The organism is Achromobacter sp. JD417 (genome assembly GCF_041879325.1).
Classification (GTDB): Bacteria; Pseudomonadota; Gammaproteobacteria; order Burkholderiales; family Burkholderiaceae_B; genus Achromobacter; species Achromobacter mucicolens.
Genome location: NZ_CP087159.1, coordinates 4,104,888 through 4,128,078 on the forward strand (window position 1 = coordinate 4,104,888; position 23,191 = coordinate 4,128,078).

The 23,191-nt window shown below is 65.4% G+C and carries 17 protein-coding genes; 6 read left to right on the forward strand and 11 right to left on the reverse strand.

Annotated features, from left to right (window positions below):
* Nucleotides 1–17 precede the first annotated feature (17 nt).
* The 7 genes from LN047_RS18925 to nadE all read right to left on the reverse strand — a co-directional run bounded on the left by LN047_RS18925 (nucleotide 18) and on the right by nadE (nucleotide 14,108).
* Nucleotides 18–1,004, reverse strand: coding sequence for an AI-2E family transporter (locus LN047_RS18925; protein ID WP_062842123.1), 987 nt, complete (start codon nucleotides 1,002–1,004; stop codon nucleotides 18–20).
* Nucleotides 1,001–2,491, reverse strand: coding sequence for an alpha/beta hydrolase (locus LN047_RS18930; protein ID WP_373979858.1), 1,491 nt, complete (start codon nucleotides 2,489–2,491; stop codon nucleotides 1,001–1,003). The genes LN047_RS18925 and LN047_RS18930 overlap by 4 nt, the downstream gene beginning before the upstream one ends.
* Complete coding sequence (locus LN047_RS18935; RefSeq protein ID WP_373979859.1) at nucleotides 2,488–4,023, reverse strand: efflux transporter outer membrane subunit; 1,536 nt, start codon at nucleotides 4,021–4,023, stop codon at nucleotides 2,488–2,490. The genes LN047_RS18930 and LN047_RS18935 overlap by 4 nt, the downstream gene beginning before the upstream one ends.
* Nucleotides 4,020–7,196 (reverse strand): multidrug efflux RND transporter permease subunit, encoded by a 3,177-nt coding sequence (locus LN047_RS18940; RefSeq protein ID WP_373979860.1) that lies wholly within the window; start codon nucleotides 7,194–7,196, stop codon nucleotides 4,020–4,022. Before LN047_RS18940 ends, LN047_RS18935 begins: the two co-directional genes overlap by 4 nt.
* An 11-nt stretch (nucleotides 7,197–7,207) precedes the next feature.
* Nucleotides 7,208–8,362, reverse strand: a complete 1,155-nt coding sequence (locus tag LN047_RS18945; protein ID WP_180100516.1) for an efflux RND transporter periplasmic adaptor subunit — start codon at nucleotides 8,360–8,362, stop codon at nucleotides 7,208–7,210.
* 704 nt (nucleotides 8,363–9,066) lie between these two features.
* Nucleotides 9,067–13,197, reverse strand: a complete 4,131-nt coding sequence (locus LN047_RS18950; RefSeq protein ID WP_373979861.1) for a CheR family methyltransferase — start codon at nucleotides 13,195–13,197, stop codon at nucleotides 9,067–9,069.
* Nucleotides 13,198–13,268: 71 nt separating this feature from the next.
* Nucleotides 13,269–14,108 carry an ammonia-dependent NAD(+) synthetase gene (gene nadE, locus LN047_RS18955; protein ID WP_373979862.1) on the reverse strand — a complete coding sequence of 280 codons (840 nt, stop codon included), beginning with the start codon at nucleotides 14,106–14,108 and terminating at the stop codon, nucleotides 13,269–13,271.
* Nucleotides 14,109–14,251: 143 nt separating this feature from the next.
* Here nadE and LN047_RS18960 point away from each other — a divergent pair, with 143 nt between their 5' ends.
* Nucleotides 14,252–14,761 carry a DUF421 domain-containing protein gene (locus tag LN047_RS18960; RefSeq protein WP_373979863.1) on the forward strand — a complete coding sequence of 170 codons (510 nt, stop codon included), beginning with the start codon at nucleotides 14,252–14,254 and terminating at the stop codon, nucleotides 14,759–14,761.
* Nucleotides 14,762–14,786: 25 nt separating this feature from the next.
* Here the strand turns inward: LN047_RS18960 and LN047_RS18965 are convergent, their stop codons facing one another.
* On the reverse strand, nucleotides 14,787–16,337 hold the full coding sequence (locus LN047_RS18965; protein ID WP_373979864.1) for a PAS domain S-box protein: 1,551 nt from the start codon (nucleotides 16,335–16,337) through the stop codon (nucleotides 14,787–14,789).
* A 167-nt stretch (nucleotides 16,338–16,504) separates the two neighbouring features.
* Between LN047_RS18965 and galU the strand changes: the two genes are divergently transcribed.
* The 3 genes from galU to LN047_RS18980 all read left to right on the forward strand — a co-directional run bounded on the left by galU (nucleotide 16,505) and on the right by LN047_RS18980 (nucleotide 18,892).
* Entirely contained in the window at nucleotides 16,505–17,338 is an 834-nt protein-coding gene (gene galU, locus LN047_RS18970) for a UTP--glucose-1-phosphate uridylyltransferase GalU (RefSeq protein WP_179689650.1), read from the forward strand.
* Between the two features lie 107 nt (nucleotides 17,339–17,445).
* Nucleotides 17,446–17,661 (forward strand): hypothetical protein, encoded by a 216-nt coding sequence (locus tag LN047_RS18975; RefSeq protein ID WP_062842130.1) that lies wholly within the window; start codon nucleotides 17,446–17,448, stop codon nucleotides 17,659–17,661.
* Between the two features lie 130 nt (nucleotides 17,662–17,791).
* The gene (locus LN047_RS18980; RefSeq protein WP_373979865.1) at nucleotides 17,792–18,892 is read left to right on the forward strand and encodes an FUSC family protein; all 1,101 of its coding nucleotides are present in this window, start codon (nucleotides 17,792–17,794) and stop codon (nucleotides 18,890–18,892) included.
* A 13-nt stretch (nucleotides 18,893–18,905) separates the two neighbouring features.
* On the opposite strand, the gene LN047_RS18985 is transcribed toward LN047_RS18980, so the two are convergent.
* Complete coding sequence (locus tag LN047_RS18985) at nucleotides 18,906–20,075, reverse strand: zinc-dependent alcohol dehydrogenase (RefSeq protein ID WP_373979866.1); 1,170 nt, start codon at nucleotides 20,073–20,075, stop codon at nucleotides 18,906–18,908.
* A gap of 16 nt (nucleotides 20,076–20,091) precedes the next feature.
* Between LN047_RS18985 and LN047_RS18990 the strand changes: the two genes are divergently transcribed.
* Together LN047_RS18990 and LN047_RS18995 are read left to right on the forward strand one after the other, a co-directional pair.
* Complete coding sequence (locus LN047_RS18990; protein WP_373979867.1) at nucleotides 20,092–21,090, forward strand: DUF2243 domain-containing protein; 999 nt, start codon at nucleotides 20,092–20,094, stop codon at nucleotides 21,088–21,090.
* Nucleotides 21,091–21,195: 105 nt separating this feature from the next.
* On the forward strand, nucleotides 21,196–21,420 hold the full coding sequence (locus LN047_RS18995) for a hypothetical protein (RefSeq protein ID WP_128828766.1): 225 nt from the start codon (nucleotides 21,196–21,198) through the stop codon (nucleotides 21,418–21,420).
* A gap of 259 nt (nucleotides 21,421–21,679) precedes the next feature.
* Here LN047_RS18995 and LN047_RS19000 read toward each other — a convergent pair whose 3' ends face one another.
* Both LN047_RS19000 and LN047_RS19005 read right to left on the reverse strand, forming a co-directional pair.
* On the reverse strand, nucleotides 21,680–22,186 hold the full coding sequence (locus LN047_RS19000) for a ferritin-like domain-containing protein (protein WP_152385044.1): 507 nt from the start codon (nucleotides 22,184–22,186) through the stop codon (nucleotides 21,680–21,682).
* Nucleotides 22,187–22,337: 151 nt separating this feature from the next.
* Nucleotides 22,338–22,901: a DUF4142 domain-containing protein gene (locus LN047_RS19005; protein ID WP_373979868.1), complete on the reverse strand. Its 564-nt coding sequence runs from the start codon at nucleotides 22,899–22,901 to the stop codon at nucleotides 22,338–22,340.
* Nucleotides 22,902–23,191 lie beyond the last annotated feature (290 nt).

Here is a 23,191-nt window from a genome sequence, read left to right on the forward strand (position 1 = left end):
GGCCCGGACCGGCCGGCTCAGCTGCGGGCAACGCGTGAACTGCGGCCTGCGCCGTACACGGTGGTCATCGTGATAAGTAGGGGCACGCCAATGAACGTGCCCGGAATGCCCCACACAAACCCCCAGAAAAAAACAGCAAACATCACCATCAGCGGCGACAGCGCAAACGCGCTGCCGGCAAGCCTGGGTTCCAGATAGCAGCCGTAGACGATCTGGATGCAGTTCAGGACGACGAGCACCGCAATGCTGGTCTGCAGCGATCCCACCTGTACGAACGCGAAGAACGCCGGAAACACCGTCGCCACCAGCGGCCCGAGGAAGGGGATGTAATTGAGCAGGAAGGCGAGCCCGCCCCAGGCGGTCGCCAGCTCCAGGCCGGCATAGATCGCAAACAACCAGACCGTCACGCCCGTCAGCACGCTTGCGATCGTGCGGATCACCATGTACCAGCGCAGCTTGGCGGCGACCTCGCGCCCGATCGCCATCCAGCGCTGCGCCCGGGCTTCTCCCAGCAGGCGGATCAGCCGCCCCGGCGCCTCGTCCAGCTCGAACAGCCCCAGCGCAATGAAGACAAAGGCGATGAAGATCATGCCCAGCATGCTGTTGATGCGCAGCGCCACCTCCTGGATCGCCCGCACCAGCCACGACACGTTGAAGCTGTCCTGGAACATCTGGATCGCCATCGCGCCGTGCGGATGCAGCGTTTCGGTCTCCAGCGTGAACAGACGCTGGAAGCGCGCGGCGTTGGCCATGACCCACTGCGCGACCAGGCTGAAGCCCCAGGCCGCCAGCGACAGGAACACCACCGACACGACCACCGTGACCACCAGCGCCAGGATCGCGGCCAGCGGCGCCGGCATCCTGCGGCCCAGGTACTGGCGCAGCGGCGCAACCAGGCAGATGACGAACAACGCAAACGCCAACGGCACGAAGATCGGGCTGGCCAGGTACAGCAGGCCGAGCAGCAGGAGGGCAAAGATGCCGGACATTGCGAAGGACGTCATCGTGGTATCACCCCATCAACGCGCTTGACCAGATAGGCATAGAACGGATTGGAGGTCAGCCGGGTCAGCGTGTCCATGCCGATCACGAAGGCGCCGACTTCGCCGCGCATGGACATGGCGCCCAGGCTGATGCCAAATTCTTCGATGTTGTCCGGATGCGTGCCGTACAGCGCGTCGTCGGTCGGGAACGGCAGCGCCACGTGCGATAGCGAATAGACCTCGCGCGGATAGTCCATGCCGATGGCCCGTTCCACGACGGCGGTGGCGTTCGGCTCAATGACGCGCTCGATCATGGCGCTGGACGTGGGGCTGGCGTTGGTGACGAGCGTCAGGCGATAGTTGCGCTTTTCGCCGGGCAGCGTGCCCGCCAGTTGCCAGGCGACACCGCGCCGGAACAGCGGCCCAAGCTTGGTGGCCCGGTTCAGGTCGAACAGCACCAGGTCGCTGCCGTTGGCGGGCAGCCGCGCATACAGCGCGTTGATCAGCGCGCGCGTGCTGACGGTGAAATCCAGCACGGAGTGGAACGTGATGATGGGCGGCAATCGTTCCAGGCCGCCCGCGCGCTGCTGCGCGACCAGCCTGTCCTGCAGCGTCTGAGTCAGCTCGAACGACTGGCGGGCCGCGTGGACCGGGAACGAGTTGTACTTGAAGGGATTGAACTCCGGCACGATGCTCAGCCACGCGGCCTTGGCGAACGCGGGCAGGATGGCCGGCAGGCCCGCCAATCCCGCGAAGCGCGCGAACGACGTGATGCCGACCATCGGCGAGATCAGCACCAGGCGGTCGGGCTTGTCGAGCTTGGGATTGTCCAGCGCATCCAGCGCGTGCATCAGCGCCAACGCCCCGCCATTTGAAAAGCCCACCATGTGCAGCGGTTTGGGCGCCGGCACGCGGCGGCGCGCTTCGCGCACGGCCAGGCGCGTGGCCGCCGCCCAGTCTTCCCAATGCGCGTCCGTCAGCCCGCCGGGCACCGTGCCGTGGCCCGGCATCCGGATGGCGATCGCCACGTAGCCGACGGATTGGTAATGGGCGGCGACGTGGCGCAGGCTGTAGGGCGAATCCGTCAGGCCATGCAGCAGCACGGCCACGCCCCGCGGTTCGCCCGCCGGCAGCAGCATGAACGATCGGTTCCAGTCATGCGCGAAATGCTCGGGGTGCACCTTCGCGTCCGCGAAATAGCGGTTGCTGTCCACCTTGTCCTCCGGCAGCAGCTTGTCGCCCACGTTCTGCCTGACCAGCGCAAAAAGCTGATCCTCATGCGCCAGGTAATCGTCCCAGGTGCTGCGGTCCAGCCGCTCGGCGTCCAGTTCCTGCGGCACATACGTGTGCCACGCCGCCAGCGGCGGCCCCTGCTGGATGTCGTACAGGCGCACGCCCATGAGCGTGAAGACGATCAGCAACGCCACCCCGGCCACGATGAACAAGGCCTTGCGCAGCCGGCGCCACCGCGGGCGCTGGACGGCGTCGGTGGGCTTGCCGGTGTTCACTGCGCGGCTCTCGAGGAGGAAGAACCAGCCCCCGCCGGCAGTACCGGCGTGGACGTGGGGGCTGGCGATCCCGCGGCAGGATCGCCCGCCGCAGGCGGCGCGTCCGCCATGACCACTTCCGGCTGCTCGTCCCCGCCACCCAGCGCCACGTACAGCGACACGCCGTTCTGCAATTGCGAGGCCCGCAGCGTCAGCATCTGCTGCTCCGCGTTGAACAAGCCGCGCCTTGCGTCGACGACTTCCAGGTAGATGGAGATGCCGTTCATGTAGCGCAACTCGGCGGTTTCAGCCAGCCGGCGCTGCGCCTGGATCGCCGTCTCCTGCGCGGTGACCTGTTCCTGGAAGCGCTTGCGGTTTTCCAGCGCGGTCGCCACTTCGCTGAACGCGGTCTGCACCGTCTTGCGGTAGTTGGCGACCAGCTCGTCGCGCTGCGCCGTGGCCAGGTCCACCGCCGCCCGCCGCTGCCCGTAGTCGAAGATCGGCCACCCGATCCCCGCGCCGATGTTCCAGATCTGGCTGGGCGAGGAGAACAGATCCGACAGCTCGGTGGACGCGTAGCCCAGCGATCCGGTCAGCGCAATGCGCGGAAAGAGTGCCGCGCGCGCCGCGCCGATGTTGGCATTGGCGCTGCGCAGGCGGTTCTCTGCCTGCCGGATGTCCGGCCTGACCACCAGCAGCGAAGACGGCAATCCGGGGCTAAGCGCATCGAACTGCCCCGCGGCCTCGATGGGCTGGCCGGGGGCCATCTCGTGCTGCAGGTCTTCGCCGACCAGCACCCAAAGCCGGTTCCAATGCCCCGCCGTGGCGCGCTGCCATTCGGCAAGCTGGGTCTGCGCCTGGGTCAGCAGGATGGCGGACTGCTCGAAGTCGACGCGCGACGTGACGCCGGCGTCCAGGCGGTCCTTGGCCACGCGAAGCGCATAGCTGCGCGTCTCCACCGTGCGCTGCGCCAGCGCGATGCCCTCTTCGCCTGCCTGGGCGTCGTAATAGGTCGAGGCCACGTTTGCGATCAGCGACAGGCGGAACGCGCGCCGGCCTTCCACCGTCGCCAGGTACTGCTGCAACGCCGAGGCGGTCATATTGCGCACCCGCCCCCAGAAGTCCAGCTCAAACGACGAGACCATCACCTGCGCGTTGAACTGATTGAATTGCACGGTCTGCCGTGACCCGGCCAGCGCCGGGTCCAGCACGGTCAGCGGCTGCTGGTTGCGCGACGCCGCCGCGCCGGCGTCCAGTTGCGGCAGCTGATTGGCGCGCTCGATGCGGTAGAACGCCCGGGCCTGCTCGATCCGGGCCGTGGCCGCTGCCAGGTCCTGATTCAGCTCCAGCGACCGTGCAATCAGGCGCTTGAGCTGCGCATCGCCAAAGAACTGCTCCCAGGTCACGTCCTGCGCCGCCTTGGCATCCGGGGGGACCTCGCCCGGGAACATGGCGGGCGTGGCCACTTCGGGCCGGCGGTGCTCGGGCGCAAAATTGCACGCGGACAGCCCACCGATAAGCAGCGCGGCGGCGGCAAGGCGGGCGGGGGTCATGGGTTCTCTCCCCGCTCTTCGGCCTTGGCCGGACCGCTCTCGCCAGGCTTGGGCGCAGTTTTCCGGGGACCGGACCAGCGCCGCGCCACCATGTAGAAAAGTGGCGTGAAGAACACCCCGAACAGCGTGGCGGTCAGCATGCTGCCCATCACGCTGGTGCCCACCGCCTGCCGGCTGGCGGCGCCCGCGCCGGTCGCCAGCACCAGCGGCAGCATGCCCAGCACGAACGTGACGCTGGTCATGATGATGGGACGCAGGCGCTGGCGGGCCGCGTCGACCACCGCTTCCTTGCGGTCGCGGCCCTCAAGCTCCTCCTTGAGTGCGAACTCCACGATCAGGATGCCGTTCTTGGCGGCCAGCCCGATGATGGTCACCAGCCCGATGTTGAAGTAAATGTCCGCCGACATGCCGCGCCCCAACGTGAATGCGGCGGCGCCCAGGATGCCGAAGGGCAGGATCAGCAGCACCGACACCGGCACGGACCAGCTTTCGTACAGCGCGGACAGCAGCAGGAACACCACGACCAGCGACAGGGCCAGCAGCAACGCCACCTGGTTGCCCGCCTGCTGTTCCTCGTACGCCGTCCCCGTCCACTCGTAGGTGATCCCTTGCGGCAGGACCCGCGCGGCGATGGCCTCCATTTCGGCCAGCGCCACGCCGCTGGAGCGGCCCGCCGCGGCTTCGCCCGAAATCGTGATGGAGGGAAAGCCGTTGTAGCGTTCCAGCTGCTGCGGACCGTCGATCCAGCGCATTCGCGAAAACGCCGAGAACGGCACCATCTCGCCCCGGTTGTTCGGCAACTGCAAGGCGGCGATGTCCTGCGGCTGCATGCGCTGATCGGCCTCAGCCTGGATGAACACCCGCTGCACCGAACCATCGTGCAGGAAGTCGTTGACGTAGTTCGACCCGAACGCCAGCGTCAGCGCCTGGTTGACCTGCGCCACCTGCAACCCCAGCGCGCGGGCATGCACGCGGTCGATCTCGACATACAACCGCGGTCCCGGCGGCATGCCGTCCAGCCGCACGCCGGTCAGCAGCGGACTGGCGGCGGCGGCCGCAATCATCGCCGCGCCCGTCGCGGCAAGACCCGCGCCGCCCTGCGCCGTGCGGTCCTGCACCTTCATGGAAAAGCCCGACGCGTTGCCCATCGACGGGATCGGCGGCGGGTTCAGCGCAAAGATCATCGCCTGGGGGATCTGGCGGAAGGCCAGGTTGCTGCGCCCGACCAGCGCATCGACCGCCTTGCTGCGATCCGTGCGCTCGCTCCACGGGTACAGGTCCACGAACGACAGCGCGGCCGTCTGCCCCTGGCCGAAGAAGTTGAACCCGACCACCGACGCCACGTTGCGCACGGCAGGCTGCTCACGCAGCAGGCTTTCGGCCTGTTGCACGGCCACCTCGGTCTGGTCGGCCGTGGTGCCGGGCGCGCCGGTGTACGACACAAAGAAATAGCCCTGGTCTTCCAGCGGCAGGTAGCCGCCCGGCAAGCGCGAGAACAGAAAGATCGTCAGGCCGCACACGCCCAGGAAGATCAGCATCCAGCGCAGCGGCCGCACCAGCATGTGCTCGACCGCACGCACGTACTGGCGCGTCATGGCGTCAAAGCCCGCGTTGAACTTGTCGAACACCCATTGCTTGGCCTTGGACACCCGTCCCTTCGGCGGTTTGCCGTCCGGCAGCTTGAGCAGCGTGGCGCACAACGCGGCGCCCAGCGACAGCGCCAGCACGGTGGACACGACGATGGCGACCGACAGGGTGATGGAGAACTGGCGGTAGATCGCGCCGCTGGACCCCGGAAACATCGCCATCGGCACGAACACCGCCACCAGCACCAGCGTGCTGGCGATGATCGGCCCCCACACCTGGCCGACCGCCTTGCGCGTGGCTTCCGGCGCGGAGAGCTTTTCGTCCTGCATGATGCGGGCCACGTTCTCGGACACCACGATCGCGTCGTCGTTCAACACCCCGATCGCCACCACCATGCCAAACAGCGACAGCAGGTTGATGGATGCGCCAAACAGGAACAGGCCCGCGCAGGTGCCGATCAGCGCAATCGGGACGATCAGCGTCGGGATCAGCGTGCTGCGCCAGCTTTGCAGGAACAGGAACACCATTGCCGTGACCAGCAGCAGCGCCTCCACCATGGTGACCAGCACCGAACTGATCGAGGTCGTGATGAAGGGCGTGGTGTCGAACGGCACCGTCCAGCCGACGCCCGCCGGAAAGACCGATTCCAGCTCCGTCATGCGCTGGCGGACCTGGCGCGCGACGTCCAGCGCGTTCGCGTCATTGGCCAGCTGGATGGCGATGCCGGCGGCCTCCTTACCGTTGACGCTGAGGCGGAAGTTGTAGCTTTCGTTGCCCAGCTCCACCCGCGCCACGTCGCCCAACCGCACGAGCGAGCCGTCGTTGTTCACACGCAGGATGACCTGGCGGAACTGCTCGGGCGTGGAGAAACGGCTCTGCGCGACGATCTGCGCGTTGAAATCCGCGCCGCGCGCCAGCGGCAGGTCGCCCAGCGAACCGCCGATCGTCTGCGCGTTCTGCTCCTGCACCGCGCGCATCGCGTCGCTGGCCGACATCTGAAAACTCGCCAGCTTGCGCTCGTCCAGCCAGATGCGCATGGCGTATGACGAACCGAACAGCTGCACATCGCCCACGCCACGGATGCGGCGCAGCTCATTCAAGATATTGTTGGACGCGAAATTGCCCATCTCGACGGCGCTGACGTTGCCGCTTTCGGACTGCAACGCCAGCAGCATCAGAAAGCCGGATGACGCCTTGGTCACGGCCACGCCCAACTGGCGCACCTCTTGCGGCAGCCGCGGCTCGACCCGGCTCAGGCGGTCCTGCACCTGGCTGCGCGCCACGTCCAGGTCCGTGCCCGGCTCCAGCGTCACCGTAATCTGCGCCGTGCCGTTGGCGCGGCTGACCGACGCCATGTACAGGAAGTTGTCGACCCCGTTCATTTCCTCCTCGATGATGGAGGTGACGGTGCGATCGATGGTGGTGGTATCGGCACCCCGGAAGGTCGCCTGGATGGTGATCGAAGGCGGCGCGATATTCGGGTACTGCTCGACGGGCAGCAGCACCACCGAGATCAGGCCGAACAACAGGACGAAAAGCGCCACTACCCAGGCGAATACCGGCCGCAACACGAAGAATGAACCCATGGCCGGCTCCGTCAGGGTTTCGCGGCTTGCTGTTCGACTGGATCGACCTGCTGGCCGGGCCTGATTCTGTGCCAGCCGTCCACCACCACCCGCTCTCCGGGTTCAAGGCCGCTACGCACCAGCCAGTTGCCGGCGACCTGCTCGCCGACCTGGATCTGTTTAGGCACCGCCGTGTCGCCCGGCCCGATGACGAACACGGTGGCCGTGTCGCCGTTCAACCGCGCGGCCCGCGCGGGGATCAGGATGCCCTCCTTGCGCACGCCCACCAGGATCTGCCCGGTCACGAACTGACCCGGCAGCAGCTCCCGCTTGGCGTTGTCAAAGCGGGCGCGTATGGTCTGAGCGCCGGTCGTCCGGTCCACGCTCAGGTCCGCAAAGTCGACGACGCCCGTTTCGCCGAACTCGCGGCCATTGGCCAGCATAAGACGCACCGGAAATGTGTTGCCCGCCGTGGCCAGCGCGCCCGAGCGCGCGTAGTCGGTCAGGTCCATGATGGCGGTGTTGGATTTGGTGAACGTGGCGCTGATCGGCGAAAGCTGGTTGACCTGCGCAAGCAGCGTTGCGCCCGATGCGCTGACCAGCGCCCCCTCGGTGACCAGCGCGCGTCCCACCCGCCCGGCGATGGGCGCCCTGACCGTGCAACGGTCCAGGCGCAACTGTGCCAGCGTGACCGCGGCCTGCGCATCGGCGACATTGGCCTGCGCCTGGCCCAGAGCGGCGAGCGCCGCCTCGTACTCCTGTGCGCTGACCGCCTGGCGCTGCACCAGCGGACGGAATCGATCGGTGACCGAGCGCGCATTCTTCTGCACGGCCTGCGCGCGCTGCAGCATGGCATTGGCCTGCGCCAGCTGCGCCTTGTAGTCGCTCGGATCGATCTGGAACAGCGGGTCGCCGGCCTCTACGTCGCTGCCCTCGGTGTAGAGCAGCTTCTCCACGATGCCATCCACGCGCGCGCGCACTTCGGCCGTGCGAATGGGCTCGATCCGGCCCGGCAGATCCACGTTCAGATCGACCGGCTGGCTCCCCACGGTCATCACGAAGACCTTTACTGGCGCCAGGGGGACGGCAGCCGCATCGTTCCGGTCCCCGCACCCCGCCAACACCATCGTCCAAGCACTCAACGCATACAACACGACACGACGGACATTGCTGCTCGCTTGCATCATCCCCTACTCCCAGGCGGTCGGACTCAAGGTCCCACTTCCCTCTCCCCCCACCGGTGGAAAGGGCCCAGCTCGGACAGCTCAATGGCGCGGCGGGTGCGCCGGTTCAGCGTATTTTTTGTGGATTACGGGCGCGACGCGGCGCAAAGGGAAGAAGGCGCCGGAAAAGGGAGGAGGGCCCGATCGGGAAACATCCGATCCAGGAAGAACCTGCCCAACTGGGCAAGGCCGATACGTGCCAGGCGTGCGCCGGCCGCATCGTGATACCAACGAGACCATCGACTTTCGCACAAGGATCCTTTATGTCCGGGACAAGGGAAACTGGCTGACAAAGTGTTGCGTGGTCATTCTGCGGACATTGCGCTGCGATCCGCTTACCGGCGCTGGCACGTTACGTGCTGGGGCGCGGCGTTTCGGGACAGCTTAAGTAGCGGCGGCGCTTAGCGCAAGCCTTTCTCGATGGTGTCAATCGACCGCATGGCAGCATTTTTCACGCCTTGCAGCGAAACCTTGGCGCATGCGTGTCCGGATTGGTGGTCGCAAATATGCGAATTTTCGCAGCATGCTTTGCGCGCAACCCAAAGCAGGCGCAATCACGCCTTACGCCAACGTAGGGTAATTATTTCCAGAAGCGGAAAATTGGCACTAATTGAAACTTCGCGATGGCGGGGGGTGCGGCGGCCGCTGCGCGCGGCCGCCGGCAACGTTCAGCTGCGGGGACGAATCTTGCGCACGACTTCCAGCAAATCGTCCAATGACACGGGCTTGCTGATGTGCGCCGAGAAGCCGGCGCTGACGGCTTCTCGCATGTCTTCCTTGGCGCCAAACCCGGTAAGCGCGATGGACGGCAGACCGACGCCCTCCTCCCGCTCGCGAATGGCCCGCATCAGCGCATAGCCGTCCATGTCGGGCATGCCGATGTCCGACAGCAGCAGATCGAACGGGGACTGATCCAGCCGTTCCAAGGCCTCGCGGCCGCTGGAGACAGCCGTCACGATGGCCCCTTCGAGATCCAGCAGTTCGCGCATGACCTGCAGGACGTCCTCGGAATCGTCGACCAGCAGCACATTCAACCCGTCGAGCGGCATGTCGCCATTGGTTTGTGGCGCGTCCTGTTCTTCGCGCGCCCCGGCCAGGTCCAGCCACACCGTGAATCGCGCGCCGGCGCCCAGGCCGTCCGAGTGCACCTCGATCGTGCCCCCATGGGCGCCAACGAGTTCGCTGACGACCGCCAGTCCGATACCCAGCCCCGGGCTGGTGCCGGCCTTCTGACGCACGTCACCCTGGCTGAACATGTCGAAGACCCGGCCGACAAACATCGGGTCGATGCCCTGGCCCGTATCGGCCACGTCCAGCCTCAACCGGTTGTCTTGAACGGCGAGCTTGAGCGCGACCCGCCCTCCTTCCGGTGTGAACTTGATCCCGTTGTTCAGCAGATTCCAGATCACCTGCTCGATGCGCACGGGGTCGGCATCCAGGTAGATCGCCAGGGCGGGATCGAAGTCCGCGCGCAGGTCGACGCCGGCGGCGGCGGCGGCGGGCCTGAGCACATCGAGGATATTTTTCGCGATGGCCACGACGTCGATGATCGATTTGTTCAGCGCCAGCTTTCCAGTGCGCACGCGCGACAGGTCCAGCAGGTCGTCGATGATGCGGGCCTGGCCCCTGACCGACCGCTGGATCAGATCGATGGCACGCGCTGCCGGCGCCAGGTTGCGCACGGCTGGCGCGCGGGCCAGCAGCTCGGCATTGAGCTGAATCAGATTGAGCGGGTGCTTGAGTTCGTGCGACACGACCGCGAAGAATTCGTCCTTGAGCATGCTGTCGGCACGCGCGCGATCCAGCCGCGATTCCTGCTCGGCATCGCGCAGCTTCAGTTCCGTCACGTCGCGCACGATCTTCGCGAACCCTTGATAGACCGGGTCGTCCATGCGGTTCACGCCCCCGGTGCAGTACACCAGGCTGCCATCCTTGCGCTTGTGCCACCGCTCGTCCGGCGCGTAACCGATCTGCCGGGCACGATCGAGTTCGTATTCCGGCCGGCCGGCGGCAATGTCCTCGTCGGTGAAGATGATGGATATCGACTTGCCTTCGGCTTCGGCGCTGGTGTATCCGAACATCAGCTCGGCGCCGATGTTCCAGTTGGTGATGATGCCCTGGTTATCCAGCGTCATGATGCCGAAGTCGCGGGCGCTTTCCGTCATCAGCTTCAGGTGGGCTTCGCCCAGACGAACCCGGTCTTCGGCCTTGCGCCGGTCGGTGATGTCGATGAACGTCAGGACCGCGCCTTCGATGCGGTGTTCGGCACTGCGGTAGGGCAGCAGCCGCGCCAGATACCAACGGTCGGTGGCGCTGCGCACCTCGCGCTCAAGCGGCCGCAGCGATTCGAACACGCCCGCGGCATCCTTGGCCAGGTCCGGATATTCCAGCCGATGCGTGATGTCCAGCACCGAACGGCCGGCGTCGCTGGGAATCACATTGAAGATATCGGAGGCGCGCGGCGTGAACCACTGAATGCGCATCATGCGGTCCACGAACACCGTGGCGATGTCGGTGGACGCGATCAGGTTCTGCAAGTCGTCATTGATCTTGGCGGTTTCGTCGACTTTTGTCTTGAGTTCCGCATTGACGGTAATAAGCTCTTCGTTGACGGACTGCAGTTCTTCCTTGCCGGTTTCCAGCTCTTCGGTGGTCGAACGCAGCTCTTCGTTGATGGCCTGCAGTTCCTCGTTGGAGGCCTTCAGTTCCTCCGTCGAGGTCTCGGCCTGCTCGATGGTGGCCTGCAACTGATCCTTGGTGCGCTGCAGCTCTGCCTCCAGCCGTGTCAGCACGGCGGCAGAACCGCTCGTCGGGCCCTGGCTGCCATCGGCGCTCATGACGTCTTCGACTTCGTCGAACAGCACCAGCATGTAGTCGCTGGCGGACTCCTCGTGCCGGAACGGCCGCACCACCATGTTGATGTAGGCCTGGCGGTCGCCGAAGGTCATCTTGACCCGACGCGCCTCAACGCTCTTGCGCGAGTGCAGCGCCTGGAACATTGCCGTGCGCAGTTCGGTGCGAAGTTCGGGATGCACCGACGCCGGGAGATTCCGGGAAGGCTCGCCGCCCGGATGGCGCAGGAAACGGCCTGCGCGGTCCGAGATATGCACGATGTCGCTGTTGGCATCGACGATGACGCTGGGTGGCGCGTACATTTCAAGCGCGCGCTGGTGCACCGCGGCGTACGACACCTTGGTCTCACGCACCGGCGCGGTGGAGGCGTGGATGGGCCGCACGTGACTGAAACCGCCGTCCGTCATTTCGGGCATGCCGCTCAGCTGCGCCGGGGTCTCGCGCGCGGCGTAGATGCGATAGCGCTTGTCCACCACCTGGAACAGCTGCGGGCACGCATCTGCCGATTCGGAGCTGCCCAGAAAAAGGAAGCCGCCCGGCTTCAGCGCAAAATGGAACATGCGCAGCACATCGCGTTGCACCTCGCGATCCAGGTAGATCAGCAGATTGCGGCAGCTGACCAGATCCAGCCGCGAAAAAGGCGGGTCGCGCAGGATGTTGTGCACGGCAAACAGAACACGCTCGCGCACGTCTTTCTTGATGCGATATTCGTCGTCCTTGCGGCTGAAGAAACTTTGCAGCATTGCCTCGGGCACATCGGCCTTGATCGCCATGGGATATGCCGCCGCCCGGCCCACCGTCAGCGCCGTTTCGTCGATGTCGGTGGCAAAGATCTGGATCCGGGGCGGCTGAGGCATCGCCGCAGCCCGCGCGCTCATCAACATGGCGAGCGAATACGCCTCTTCGCCCGTCGAACAACCCGCCACCCATGCGCGCAACGCGGAATCCGGCGCATGACTGAGTGCCTTGAACAGCTTGGGCAGCACGAATTCATCCAGATTGGCAAAGGCGTCCCGGTCACGGAAGAACTGCGTCACGCCGATCAGCATGTCGGATAGCAGCCTGGGGGTTTCGTCGCTGCGTTCCTGAAGCAGCTTTCCATAGTCCGCCAGGGTGGCGGCGCCCGTGATCTGCATGCGGCGCTCGATCCGGCGCAGCACCGTGGCTTTCTTGTAGTGACGAAAGTCGTGCGCCGTGCGGGCGCGCAGCAAGGCAAGGATCTCGCGCAACGTGTTGCGATCGTGCTTGGACTCATCCGCCGCCTGCTCGGCGTCGGCCGCGCCCGCGGCTTCCTCCTCGGTCAGCGGCGGCAGGTGGATGCTGCCCATGTTCTCCGCGATTTTCCTGAGGCGATCCGGCATGATCGACACCGGCAGCACGATGTCCACCGCGCCGGTTGCGATCGCGCTTCGCGGCATGGTGTCGTGCTCGGCGTCCTGGGGCGACTGCGCGAACGTCACGCCGCCCTGCTCCTTGATACGGGCAAGGCCGACCGACCCGTCCGATCCGCCGCCGGACAGGACGATGCCGACGGCGCGCGTTGTGTGCACGTCGGCCAATGTTCGGAAAAACGTGTCGATGGCGATGTGGCGGCCTTCCGGTCTGGCCGTGCCGGCGGTCACGCGCAGATACCCATCGTTCATCGCCAGCGTCGCGCCCGGGGGTATCACATAGATGTGATCACGCTGGATCGGGACCGGCTTGGTGACCTGCGCGACCGGGATAGCGGTGCTGGCCTGCAAAATTCGGTCAAGGACGCTTTCGTGGTCCGCGGACAGGTGCACCACGACGACGAAGGCCATGCCGGGCTTGGCCGGCATATGCGAAAAAAATGTTTTAAGCGCGTCGATCCCCCCGGCTGAGGCGCCCAGGCCGACCACAGGAAAGCTGAGGTCACTACGGACGACGCCGGGCTTGTTGTTTGGAACGGACGGCGAATCGGACATTTTTTGCCTGTGGTGACGGGCTGAAGGGTATCGGCAATGATACAGGTCGCGAAAAGCGCGGCGGCTTCACGTCACGATGCAGGCCCCGGAGGCAACGCGCGCTTGTGCGCGGTGGCGTTGAACTGCCGCTCGATCACCGCCACGGCGTCCGGCGCAATCGCCTCGCCTTCCAGATATCCATCGATCTGGGCATACGTGACACCGTACGCGTCCTCATCCGGGCGCAACGGCCTCAAGGATTCGAGGTCGGCAGTGGGCACCTTTTGCACCAGCCGCTCCGGCGCCCCAAGCAACGTTCCCAACGCCCGGACCCGCCGCTTGGTCAGCCCGCGCAGCGGCAGGACATCCGCCGCCCCATCGCCGTGTTTCGTGAAGAAACCCATCAACGCCTCGGCCGCCTGGTCCGTGCCGATGACCAGGCAATCCAGCGCGCCGGCTATTGCGTACTGCGCGATCATGCGCTGCCGCGCCTTGATGTTGCCCGCGCCGAAGTCCTCGGCCGCCTCGTCCGCGTAGGCAAGGCCCGCTGCGCGAAGCGCCTCGCGCTGCGCGTCCACCGCCGGCTTGATGTCGATGCGCATCCGGCGGTCGGGCGCGATGAAGTCCAGCGCCTGCGCCGCATCTTCCTCGTCGCGCTGCTCGCCATAGGGCAGGCGCACCGCGATAAACGTGGCCGGCCTGCCTTGGGATCGCACACGTTCGACGGCAAGCTGCGCCATCCGCGCCGCCACCGTGGAGTCCACCCCGCCGCTGATGCCCAGCACATAGCCAGCGCGCCCCGAGCGGACGAGGTAATCGGCCAGGAATGCGACCCGCGCTTCCAGTTCGACGGCCGCGTCAAAGTCCTTGGTGACGCCGAGCTCGCGCGCAATGGCGTCCTGCGGGCGCAATGCCGTGTTTTGGGGTTGCATGTTCACTCCTTTTGCTTCTGGCCGATTCCCGCAGCAATCCGTGTGCCCGGCCGCCTGGCCCGTAGCACCCTCGCGCACGCGCGCAGGCACGCCATTTGCTCGCCCTTGCCCGGTGACTGCGTTTTGCTTTGGGAGGCGCCACGATGGACCCGGATTGGTCGACGATGTTCACGTTTTCCGTCGCCCCGCTGGAAATCTTAATCCGCGGGACGATCGTCTATTGGTTCATCTTCGTGCTGCTCAGGCTCGCCGGGCGGCGCGATGTCGGATCGCTGGGCGTGGCCGACATGCTGGTGCTGGTGCTGATTGCCGATGCCGCCCAGAATGCGATGGCGGGCGAGTACAAGTCCATCCTTGACGGGATGGTGCTGATTTCCACCATCCTCGGCTGGACGGTATTGGTGGATCGCGTCAGCTATTTTTGCAAGCCCCTTGGCCGCCTGCTGGAGTCGGATCGCGTGTGTCTCGTGCGGGATGGCGTGGTGTCCAAACGGGCGCTTCGGCGTGAATACCTGACCGAAGACGAACTTATGAGCCAATTGCGGCTCAAGGGCGTGCTTGAGCTGTCCGAGGTGCGCCGCGCCTACATGGAGCCGGATGGGGACATCAGCGTCATCAGGCGCCGGGCGCACAGCCGCTTTCGCCGGGTGTAGACCGGCGGCGGCAAGCGGCCGGCGCTCAGGGCATCGTATGCGCGTCCTCGGTCAGCACCTGCATCAAGGCTTCAACGGAATAAGGCTTCTGCATCACCGGAAAGCCCAGCGCCCGAGGCCCCGCCATCGCCTCGCTGTAACCGCTGGCCAACACGATCCGGATGCCGGGCCAGCGCTCCCGGATCCGATAGGCCAGATCCATGCCGTTCATGCCGGGCAGCACAAGGTCAAGAATGGCCAGGTCGAACCCGCCGTCGCGCTGTTCAAGTTCCTGCAAGGCCTTTTCGGCGTCAACGGTCCAGGTGAGCTGTTGACCCAGCTCTTCCAGCCATGCCGATACCACTTCACCGACCATGCGGTTGTCTTCCACCAGCAGCACATCGCGGCGCACTGGCACGTTGGCCATCTCACCAGAGACGGGCGATTCGGCCATAACGCCCGGCGCCTTGGCGGCCGGCAGGTAAAGCGTGAACGTCGTGCCCGTGCCCACCGTGCTGTCGACGGTCACGTCGCCGCCCGATTGCCGGACAAAGCCCTGCACCTGGCTCAGTCCCAGGCCGGAGTTTTCATGCTGGCCCTTGGTCGTGAAGAAGGGTTCGAAGACATGCGCCAGCACCTCCGGCTCAATCCCGCTGCCGGAATCCTGCACCGACAGCGCCACCTGCGGCCCATTGAGCCTCGCCAAGCCGCCCAGCGTCGCGGTGTCGGGCACGATCTGGGCCGATATCTTCAATTGGCCGCCCGAGGGCATCGCGTCGCGCGCATTGATGACCAGGTTGAGCAGCGCCGACTCAAGCTGGGTGGGATCGGCGAAGATCGTACAGTCGCCCGGCCCGAACTCGTAGCTGACCGCCACGGACGAACCCACCGTGGTTTCGAAGAGCGGCCGCATCGAAGCCAGACTGTCGCGCACGTCGAACGCGTGCGGCTGCAGCGGCTGCCGCTTGGCGTAGGCAAGGAGCTGCCGGGTAAGCTGGGCCGCTTTTTCCGTCGTGTCGATGATGATGCCCACATAGCGCATCAGCGAAACAGGCAGGTCGGGATAGCGCTTGATGAATTCCGCGGAGAACCGGATTGCTGTCAGAAAATTGTTGAAGTCATGCGCCACGCCGCCCGTCAGCCGTCCAATGGCCTCGTTGCGCTGGGCATGGTGCATTGAATCGCGGGCTTCCTGGAGCTGCTCGTGCCGCTCTTTCTGCTCGGTGATGTCACGCGTGATCTTCGCGTAGCCAACCAGCTCGCCGCGATCGTCAAGGACCGGGTCGATCACCACGCTGCACCAGAACCTGCTGCCATCCTTGCGCACGCGCCAGCCCTCGGCCTCGAAGCGCCCCTCGCGGCGGGCTGTCTCAAGCGCGCGCCGCGGCACACCGGCGTTCCGATCCTCCGGCGTGTAAAAAACGGAGAAGTGCTGCCCGATGATCTCGTCCGCGCCATAGCCCTTGAAACGCTCGGCGCCCGGATTCCAGCTGCTGACGCGGCCATTGGCGTCCAGCAGGTAGATGGCGTAATCCATTACCGCCCCTACCAGCAGTCGATAGCGATCCTCGGACGGAAAATCCGGTAAAGAAGTCATGCAATGTCCCCACCTGCGTGTCTATTCATGCTCAAGCCCCGTCAGCAAACGGCGTGCCATCCCGAAAAATCTGTTACAGCCGCCAGCGCCCAGGCACAAAATTTGCTCTAACAGCCATCAGTAGACGGCGCATCCCTGGCGCCGCCCGGGCATAGAGGGCCTTAGCAATGCAACCCATTCGTAAAGCTGTATTTCCCGTCGCGGGCCTCGGCACGCGGTTTCTTCCCGCCACCAAGGCCATGCCCAAGGAGATGCTTCCCATCGTCGACCGGCCGCTGATCCAGTATGCCGTTGAGGAAGCGGTCGCCGCGGGCATCACGGAACTGATTTTCGTCACCGGCCGAAACAAGCGCGCCATCGAGGATCATTTCGACCGCGTGCCAGAACTGGAATACGACCTGGAAGCGAAAAACAAGAACGCCCTGCTGGAAACCGTCCGCAACGTCATTCCGGACAACGTCAAATGCGTGTACACCCGCCAGCCAGCCGCCCTGGGGCTGGGCCATGCGGTGCTCTGCGCGGCGACCATTGTAGGCAACGAACCGTTTGCCGTGCTGCTGGCGGACGACATGATAGACGCGGATGCCCCCGTCATCGGCGAAATGATGAAGGTGGCCCGGGAGTTCGACGGCAGTGTCCTGGCGATCCAGCAGGTGCCCAAAGCCAACACCCACCAGTACGGGATCGTCTCCGGCAGCCGCAAGGCGCACGGCGTCATGAGCCTGACCGGCATCGTTGAAAAGCCCAAGCCCGAAGACGCGCCGACCGACCTGGCGGTCGTCGGGCGCTACATCCTGGAGCCCGAAATCTTCGCGCTGCTAGAGAGCACCCAGGCGGGCGTGGGCGGCGAAATCCAGCTGACCGACGGCATCGCCGCCCTGCTCAAGGCCCGAAACGTCTTCGGCTTCGAGTACGAGGGCGTGCGCTACGACTGCGGCAGCAAGGAAGGCTTCTATCGTGCCACGATGGAAATTGGACGGAAGTATCACAACCTGGGTTGACGCCTCGGGCACGCCATTTGCGGCGATAAGGCGGCGCCGCTGCTGGTTGAGGGAGGCTATCCCGAGAACGGGCGGCGCGCTCCCATCTTTACAAAGGAAGCCACCCCATGACCGATTCGAAACCCGCCCCGCCGCCCAATCCGCCGCCGTCGCCCCACGTGGATCGCGCAGAGACTGGCTACACGGGTCAACCAACCGAGGACGGTCCGCCCACGGGGGACGTCAATCAGAACCCCGACACCAATTCGGGGTATCCCGCCGGCGGGTCCCAGGCTCCCGCGGGCAAGGATCCGTACGGACGTCCCAAGAAATCCGAGTCCTGACCATACCTGCCCGCCGTGCCCAGGAGACCGCGCTCAGGTCCTGCGGTTTCTTGGGCCATCGCGTCGCCATCTTCCTTCCGTTTCCGGCCGACGCAGACGCCTGATCTGCGCGCAGTTGGCCAAAGTTCAGATGTTTCCTCTTTACGCCCAATTTCTTAAACGCGCCGCCGCCTATCGCGACGCGATCGGACAGGACAGTGTCCGCCTTCCCCTGCAAACCATTACCGCCGTGCTGCTGGCCTATGGCTGGATGCGGTGGCAGCAGATGCCGGATCTGGCATGGGGCGCCTTTTCCGCGCTATTTGTGGTGCGGGCCACCGTGGAGGGCACGGTCGGCGAAGCAGCCGCCCGCATTCTGGGCGCAATGGTCGGGGTGGCGCTGGGCATTGCCCTTGTGCCACTTGCCGCCGTCACCGGCCTGCCGGCGCCATGGAGCATCGTGGTCGGTGTAGGCGCCGCCGCTTGCCTGACGATACGCTGGCCCTCCTTGAACTACAGTCTCGTCACGGCGACCATCCTGACCGTGACCCCGGACGCCGACCTCGTTGCAGGCGCCGTCAACAAGACACTTGCGATCGTCGTGGGCTCGGCCGCCGGCATCCTGGCCGCCTTTGCGGTGCTGCCGCTGTCGGCCCATCACAGCATGCGGTACAACCTTGCCGCCTCGTTGCAGCTGTACGGGGAATTGCTGGTCGAATGGGCCGCCGCCCTGAACGAAGGCCGAGAACGCCCGCGGCCGCGAGACAAGCCCGCACTGGAACGCGCGCACTGGAGGGCGATCGACATGGCTCGCCAGTCCCGATCGTTGCCCATCGACTTTGTGGGCCGCGACACCCAGGCGCAGCGATTGCAGGAGCGGATCGAGGAGCTATGGCTTACCGTCCCGCTGATGGAGCGCGTGGGCGGCGTGCAAGTCACCGAGAATGTCTCACGCCGTCTGGGCCCTGCCCTGCATGCGGTTGCGCAGGCAGCGCAAAGGCAGATCGACGGCCTGGCGCGCGCCATTCGTGAACGGGGCGCCGGCGCGCCCCTGTGCTGCACGAGTCAACAATTTGCTCAGCTGGACGCCGTGGTGCAGGAAGCCGCCAGCGGCGGCGGCTTCACGTGTGACGAACGGGTGGCGGTGGATCTGATCCGCTGGTCCTGGCACGAGGTCACGCGGGAATTGGATGCCCTGTGCGACACCGTGGAACCTGCCGCGCAACAGACCCCATCCCAGGCCGGGGCCTGACGCGCGCCGCGCGTCATGGCGTGAGCACCACCTTGATGCACCGATCCTCCTTGTCGCGGAAGGTCTTGTACATATCCGGTCCGGCCTCGAGCTTTGCGCGGTGCGTGATGACAAACGACGGATCGATCCTGCCCTGCACAATCAGGTCGAGCAGCTCGTCCGTCCAGCGCCGCACATGGGTCTGGCCCATGCGCCACGTCAGTCCCTTGTTCATCGACGCGCCAAACGGAATCTTGTCGATCATTCCCCCGTAGACGCCGGGGACCGACAGGATGCCGGCGGGCCGGCACACATACATCATCTCGCGCAGCACGTGCGGCCGGTCGGTCTCGGCGCCCACTGCCTGCTTCACCCGGTCGTAAAGGTGCTCCATCGTGCTGCTGGCGTGCGACTCCATGCCGACCGCGTCGATGCATTTCTCCGGGCCCTTGCCGTGGGTTAGGTCCTTTAGCCGCTCCACCACATCCTCGTCCTGGAAGTTGATCGTGACCGCGCCGCAGTCGCGTGCCATCTTCAGCCGCTCCGGCACGGATTCGATGCAGATCACCTGGCGCGCGCCCAACAGGATCGCGCTCTGGATCGCCATCTGGCCCACGGGTCCGCCGCCCCACACGGCGACGGTGTCGGTCGATTCGATGTCGCACTGCTTGGCCGCCTGCCAACCGGTAGGCAGAATGTCCCCCAGGAAAAGAACCTGTTCATCCGACAGCTCGTCGGGCACCTGCACATGGGTCGAATCGGCAAACGGCACGCGCACGTATTCCGCCTGGCCGCCGGCATAGCCGCCGGTCAGATGGGTGTAGCCGAACAGCCCCGCAGTCGTATGCCCGAACATCTTGGCCGCCTGGTCCGCGTTGCGGTTCGTGCGCTCGCAGACCGAAAAGTTGCCCTTCTTGCATTGGTCGCATTCGCCGCAGGTGATGGTGAACGGAATCACGACCCGGTCCCCCACCTTCAGGTTCTGCGCCTGCGCGCCGACTTCCACGACCTCACCCATGAACTCGTGACCCATCACGTCCCCGGACTTCATGCCGGGCATAAACCCGTCGAACAGATGCAGGTCCGATCCGCATATCGCGCACGCGCTCACCTTGATGATCGCGTCGCGCGGATTCTCCAGGATCGGATCGGGCACCGTGTCGTAGCGAATGTCGTGCTTGCCGTGCCAGCAAAGTGCTTTCATTGGAATCTCCTTTGACGTGACCGCAACACGCGATCAGGCCTGGCGCAGCAACTGCCATGCCGTGTCGCCTATCCACACGCCGGCGGCCGCCCTTGCTCCGACCAACCGCGTGAGGATCTTCGCCTTGGCGCAGATGGGAACAGGACATGCGGACCGCGCCGCCGACGGCGCGCTTGCGATGCCATTCAAGGAAACTGCCATGGAACTCGTCCGCACACCTGTTGACCCCGCCGCCCCTCGCCGCCTGCGGCGAGCCAGCTTTTTGCTGGGTTTCGCCATGGGCGGCTTCTTTGACGGCATCCTGCTGCATCAGATTCTGCAATGGCACCACCTGCTATCGAACGTGCAGGTTGGACCGCTGGGGTCGCTGGGCGCCCAGGTCGCGGCCGATGGCGTCTTTCACGCCATCATGTACGTCATCGCCGCCGCCGGGCTCATCGAGTTGTTCCGCGCCCGGTCAGCCGCGTCGCCGGGCACGCCGATCCGCCCGCGCTGGGGCCACTTCTGGATTGGCTTTGGCTCCTGGCACATCATCGATGCGCTGCTCTCGCACTGGATCACCGGCATTCATCGCATCAAGATGGACGCGGAACAGCCGCTCATCTGGGACGTCGCCTGGTTTGTCGTATTCGGCCTGGCGCCGCTGCTGGCCGGCTGGAAGACCCGCAATCATCGCCGCCCGCCGCCCACGGGCCGCACCGGCAAATCGCTCGTCGGCCTGCTCGCGGCAGCGGTGCTGGCGGGCGGGATGCTGAACCTCTTTCCCTTGCGTGCCGGCGCAGACACCACGGTGGTCGCGCTGCGCCCGGGCGCGTCCCCCGCCGCGGTGTTCCAGGCGCTGGCCGCAACCGATGCCCGCATCGTCTGGTCGGATCCGCAAGGATCCGTCTGGGTCATGACCGCCGTCCCCACCGCGCAAAAACTGCGCCTATTTGCAGCCGGCGCGATGTACGTCAGCGGGTCGGTTGCGCCGGCGGGGTGTTCGGCATGGCTGACGGCCGGTGCGGCAAGTTGACGCAACGGACGTACTACGGCTCACACGACGCCCATGCTGCGATGCGTATTGACCGTGCAGGGGCAACATGCACCAATACCCCGACAGTGTGAACAGGAGGCAGAAATGTCAAACCCAACATACAAGCGTGTCATGGAAGTCGTTGCCGCTGCTGCCGACGGTAGCACCTACCGCATCGACAGATATTCCTCGCAGCCAATGGGCGATGAAATGCCCCGCGCCTACTGCTGCCTTCCCGACGGCCAGCTCGTGACCTGGGAAGGCGATGGACACTACAAACTTCCGGATGGCACCGTCGTCACCATGGTGGCGTCCCGGTTGTGCCAGTAGGTCGCTACATCCCGCGGATCAATACGCCGACCAGAAACAGGACGGCTACCGCGCCTATCCAGAAAGCAAGCATCAGCCAGGGGCCGCGGCCGGTCTTGGCCCCGCGCCGCGCGGGCCGGCCCCGCGAAGGTGACTCGTCTGCTGGTTTCATGATGGCTCTCCAGGGCGCCCATTTCAGCGCATAGTACGAATGACGGCCCTGCACGCGCAAGTACTGCACAGGGCCGTCATCGCCTAGGCGGGCGCGCTGCGCATTTCACTACTTGGCCTTGCCCGCCTTGGCGGCCTCGGCGTTGGTCTGCTGGAGCGCCAGCATGCTCAGCTTCTCGTCGGTGGCCTTTTCTTCAGCCAGTGTCTCCTTCAACAGCTTCAGCGCTTCGGTCTCGCCCAGTTGCTTGGCAAACGTGCACAGCGTGCCGTAGCTGGCGATCTCGTAGTGCTCGACCTTCTGCGCAGCCGCGATCAGCGCTGCATCGCGCACCGGACCTTCTTCAACGTCTTCAATGACGTCGCGGCCCTCTTCGACCAACCCTTCCATCGCTGCGCACTTGATGCGCTTGAGACGGAAGTCCGCCCCTTCCACAATCTTGTCGATGCGTTCGACCTGGCCACGGGTCTCTTCGAGGTGGGCGGTGAACGCGTCGGCCAGTGCGGGATCGCTGGCTGCCCGGGCCATCTTCGGCAAGGCTCGCGTGAGTTGCTTTTCGGCGCTGTAGATATCCGATAGCTCGTGTACAAACAGGTCCTTCAAGGTTTTCTGGCTCATGATCACTCCTGTAGGTGGATCGATTGAAAAGCGGGCCTTGCCCAGCCGCTGTACAGCAAGGCGCATGCCGGTGAGCCTTGGTGCAACGAGTGGCGGGCAGGCCCGCTTGAACGGCCCGGCGCCGGTTCGGGCGCCGGCGCACGCGCGTGCGCTACTTCTTGGCGGACACGCTTTGCTGCAACGCCTTGGCCGCCTGCAGATGCTGCTGGAGACCGGGCAGCGTTTCGATCGCAAATTGCTTGACCTCGGGATCCTTCACTTCCTTCGAGGCCTTTTCGAACAGCTTGACGGCGTCCTCGTGCGCGTCCACGCCGATCTCGTCGGCGTAAGCCTTGTCGAATCCTTCCTTGCGCAGGCCCAGCGCCTTGAGCTTGGCCGACTGCATCATCGACGGATCCTTGGGCGCCTCGAAGCCCTTGCTCTTGGCCAATGCCTCAAGCTTCTGCCCCACCTTGGTGTGATCGTCGATCATCATCTGCGCGAACTTCTTGACCTCGGCGTTCTGCGACTTTTCCAGCGCCATCTTGCTGCCGGCAATCTCGAGATGGCCGGACTCGGCCGCGTCGGTCAGAAAGCCACGGGCCTCGCTGTCCAGCTTGTTAGTTGCGGCGGGCACCTGCCCGCCAGGGGCGGCGGGCGTCTGCGCTAGCGCAACCGAACCCATGCTGAGGACAATTGCAGCGCCAAGCCCTGCCTTCAAAAGACGGTTTTTCATTCGGACCTCCAGTAGGAATAGCGTCGCCGGATGACGGCGCGTTGCCGTCTGACGAACAGCCAACCTTCAGCAAACGTCATGCCCGGTGGGCCCCCCGCATGGCATCCCCTCGCGCATTTAGGTTGGTGGCGAGCGAGCGCAATACGGGAACGTTAGTTGCGGACTTTCGGTTGTCACAGCGACGCGGTCATCGGGTTCTGGTTGGGGAGCCTGGTGGCTGGCACGGCCTCGCCTCGTCGCTGTGACCTTGCTTTCACCTGGACGGGGCGTGTTCGCCCCACAACGCATGG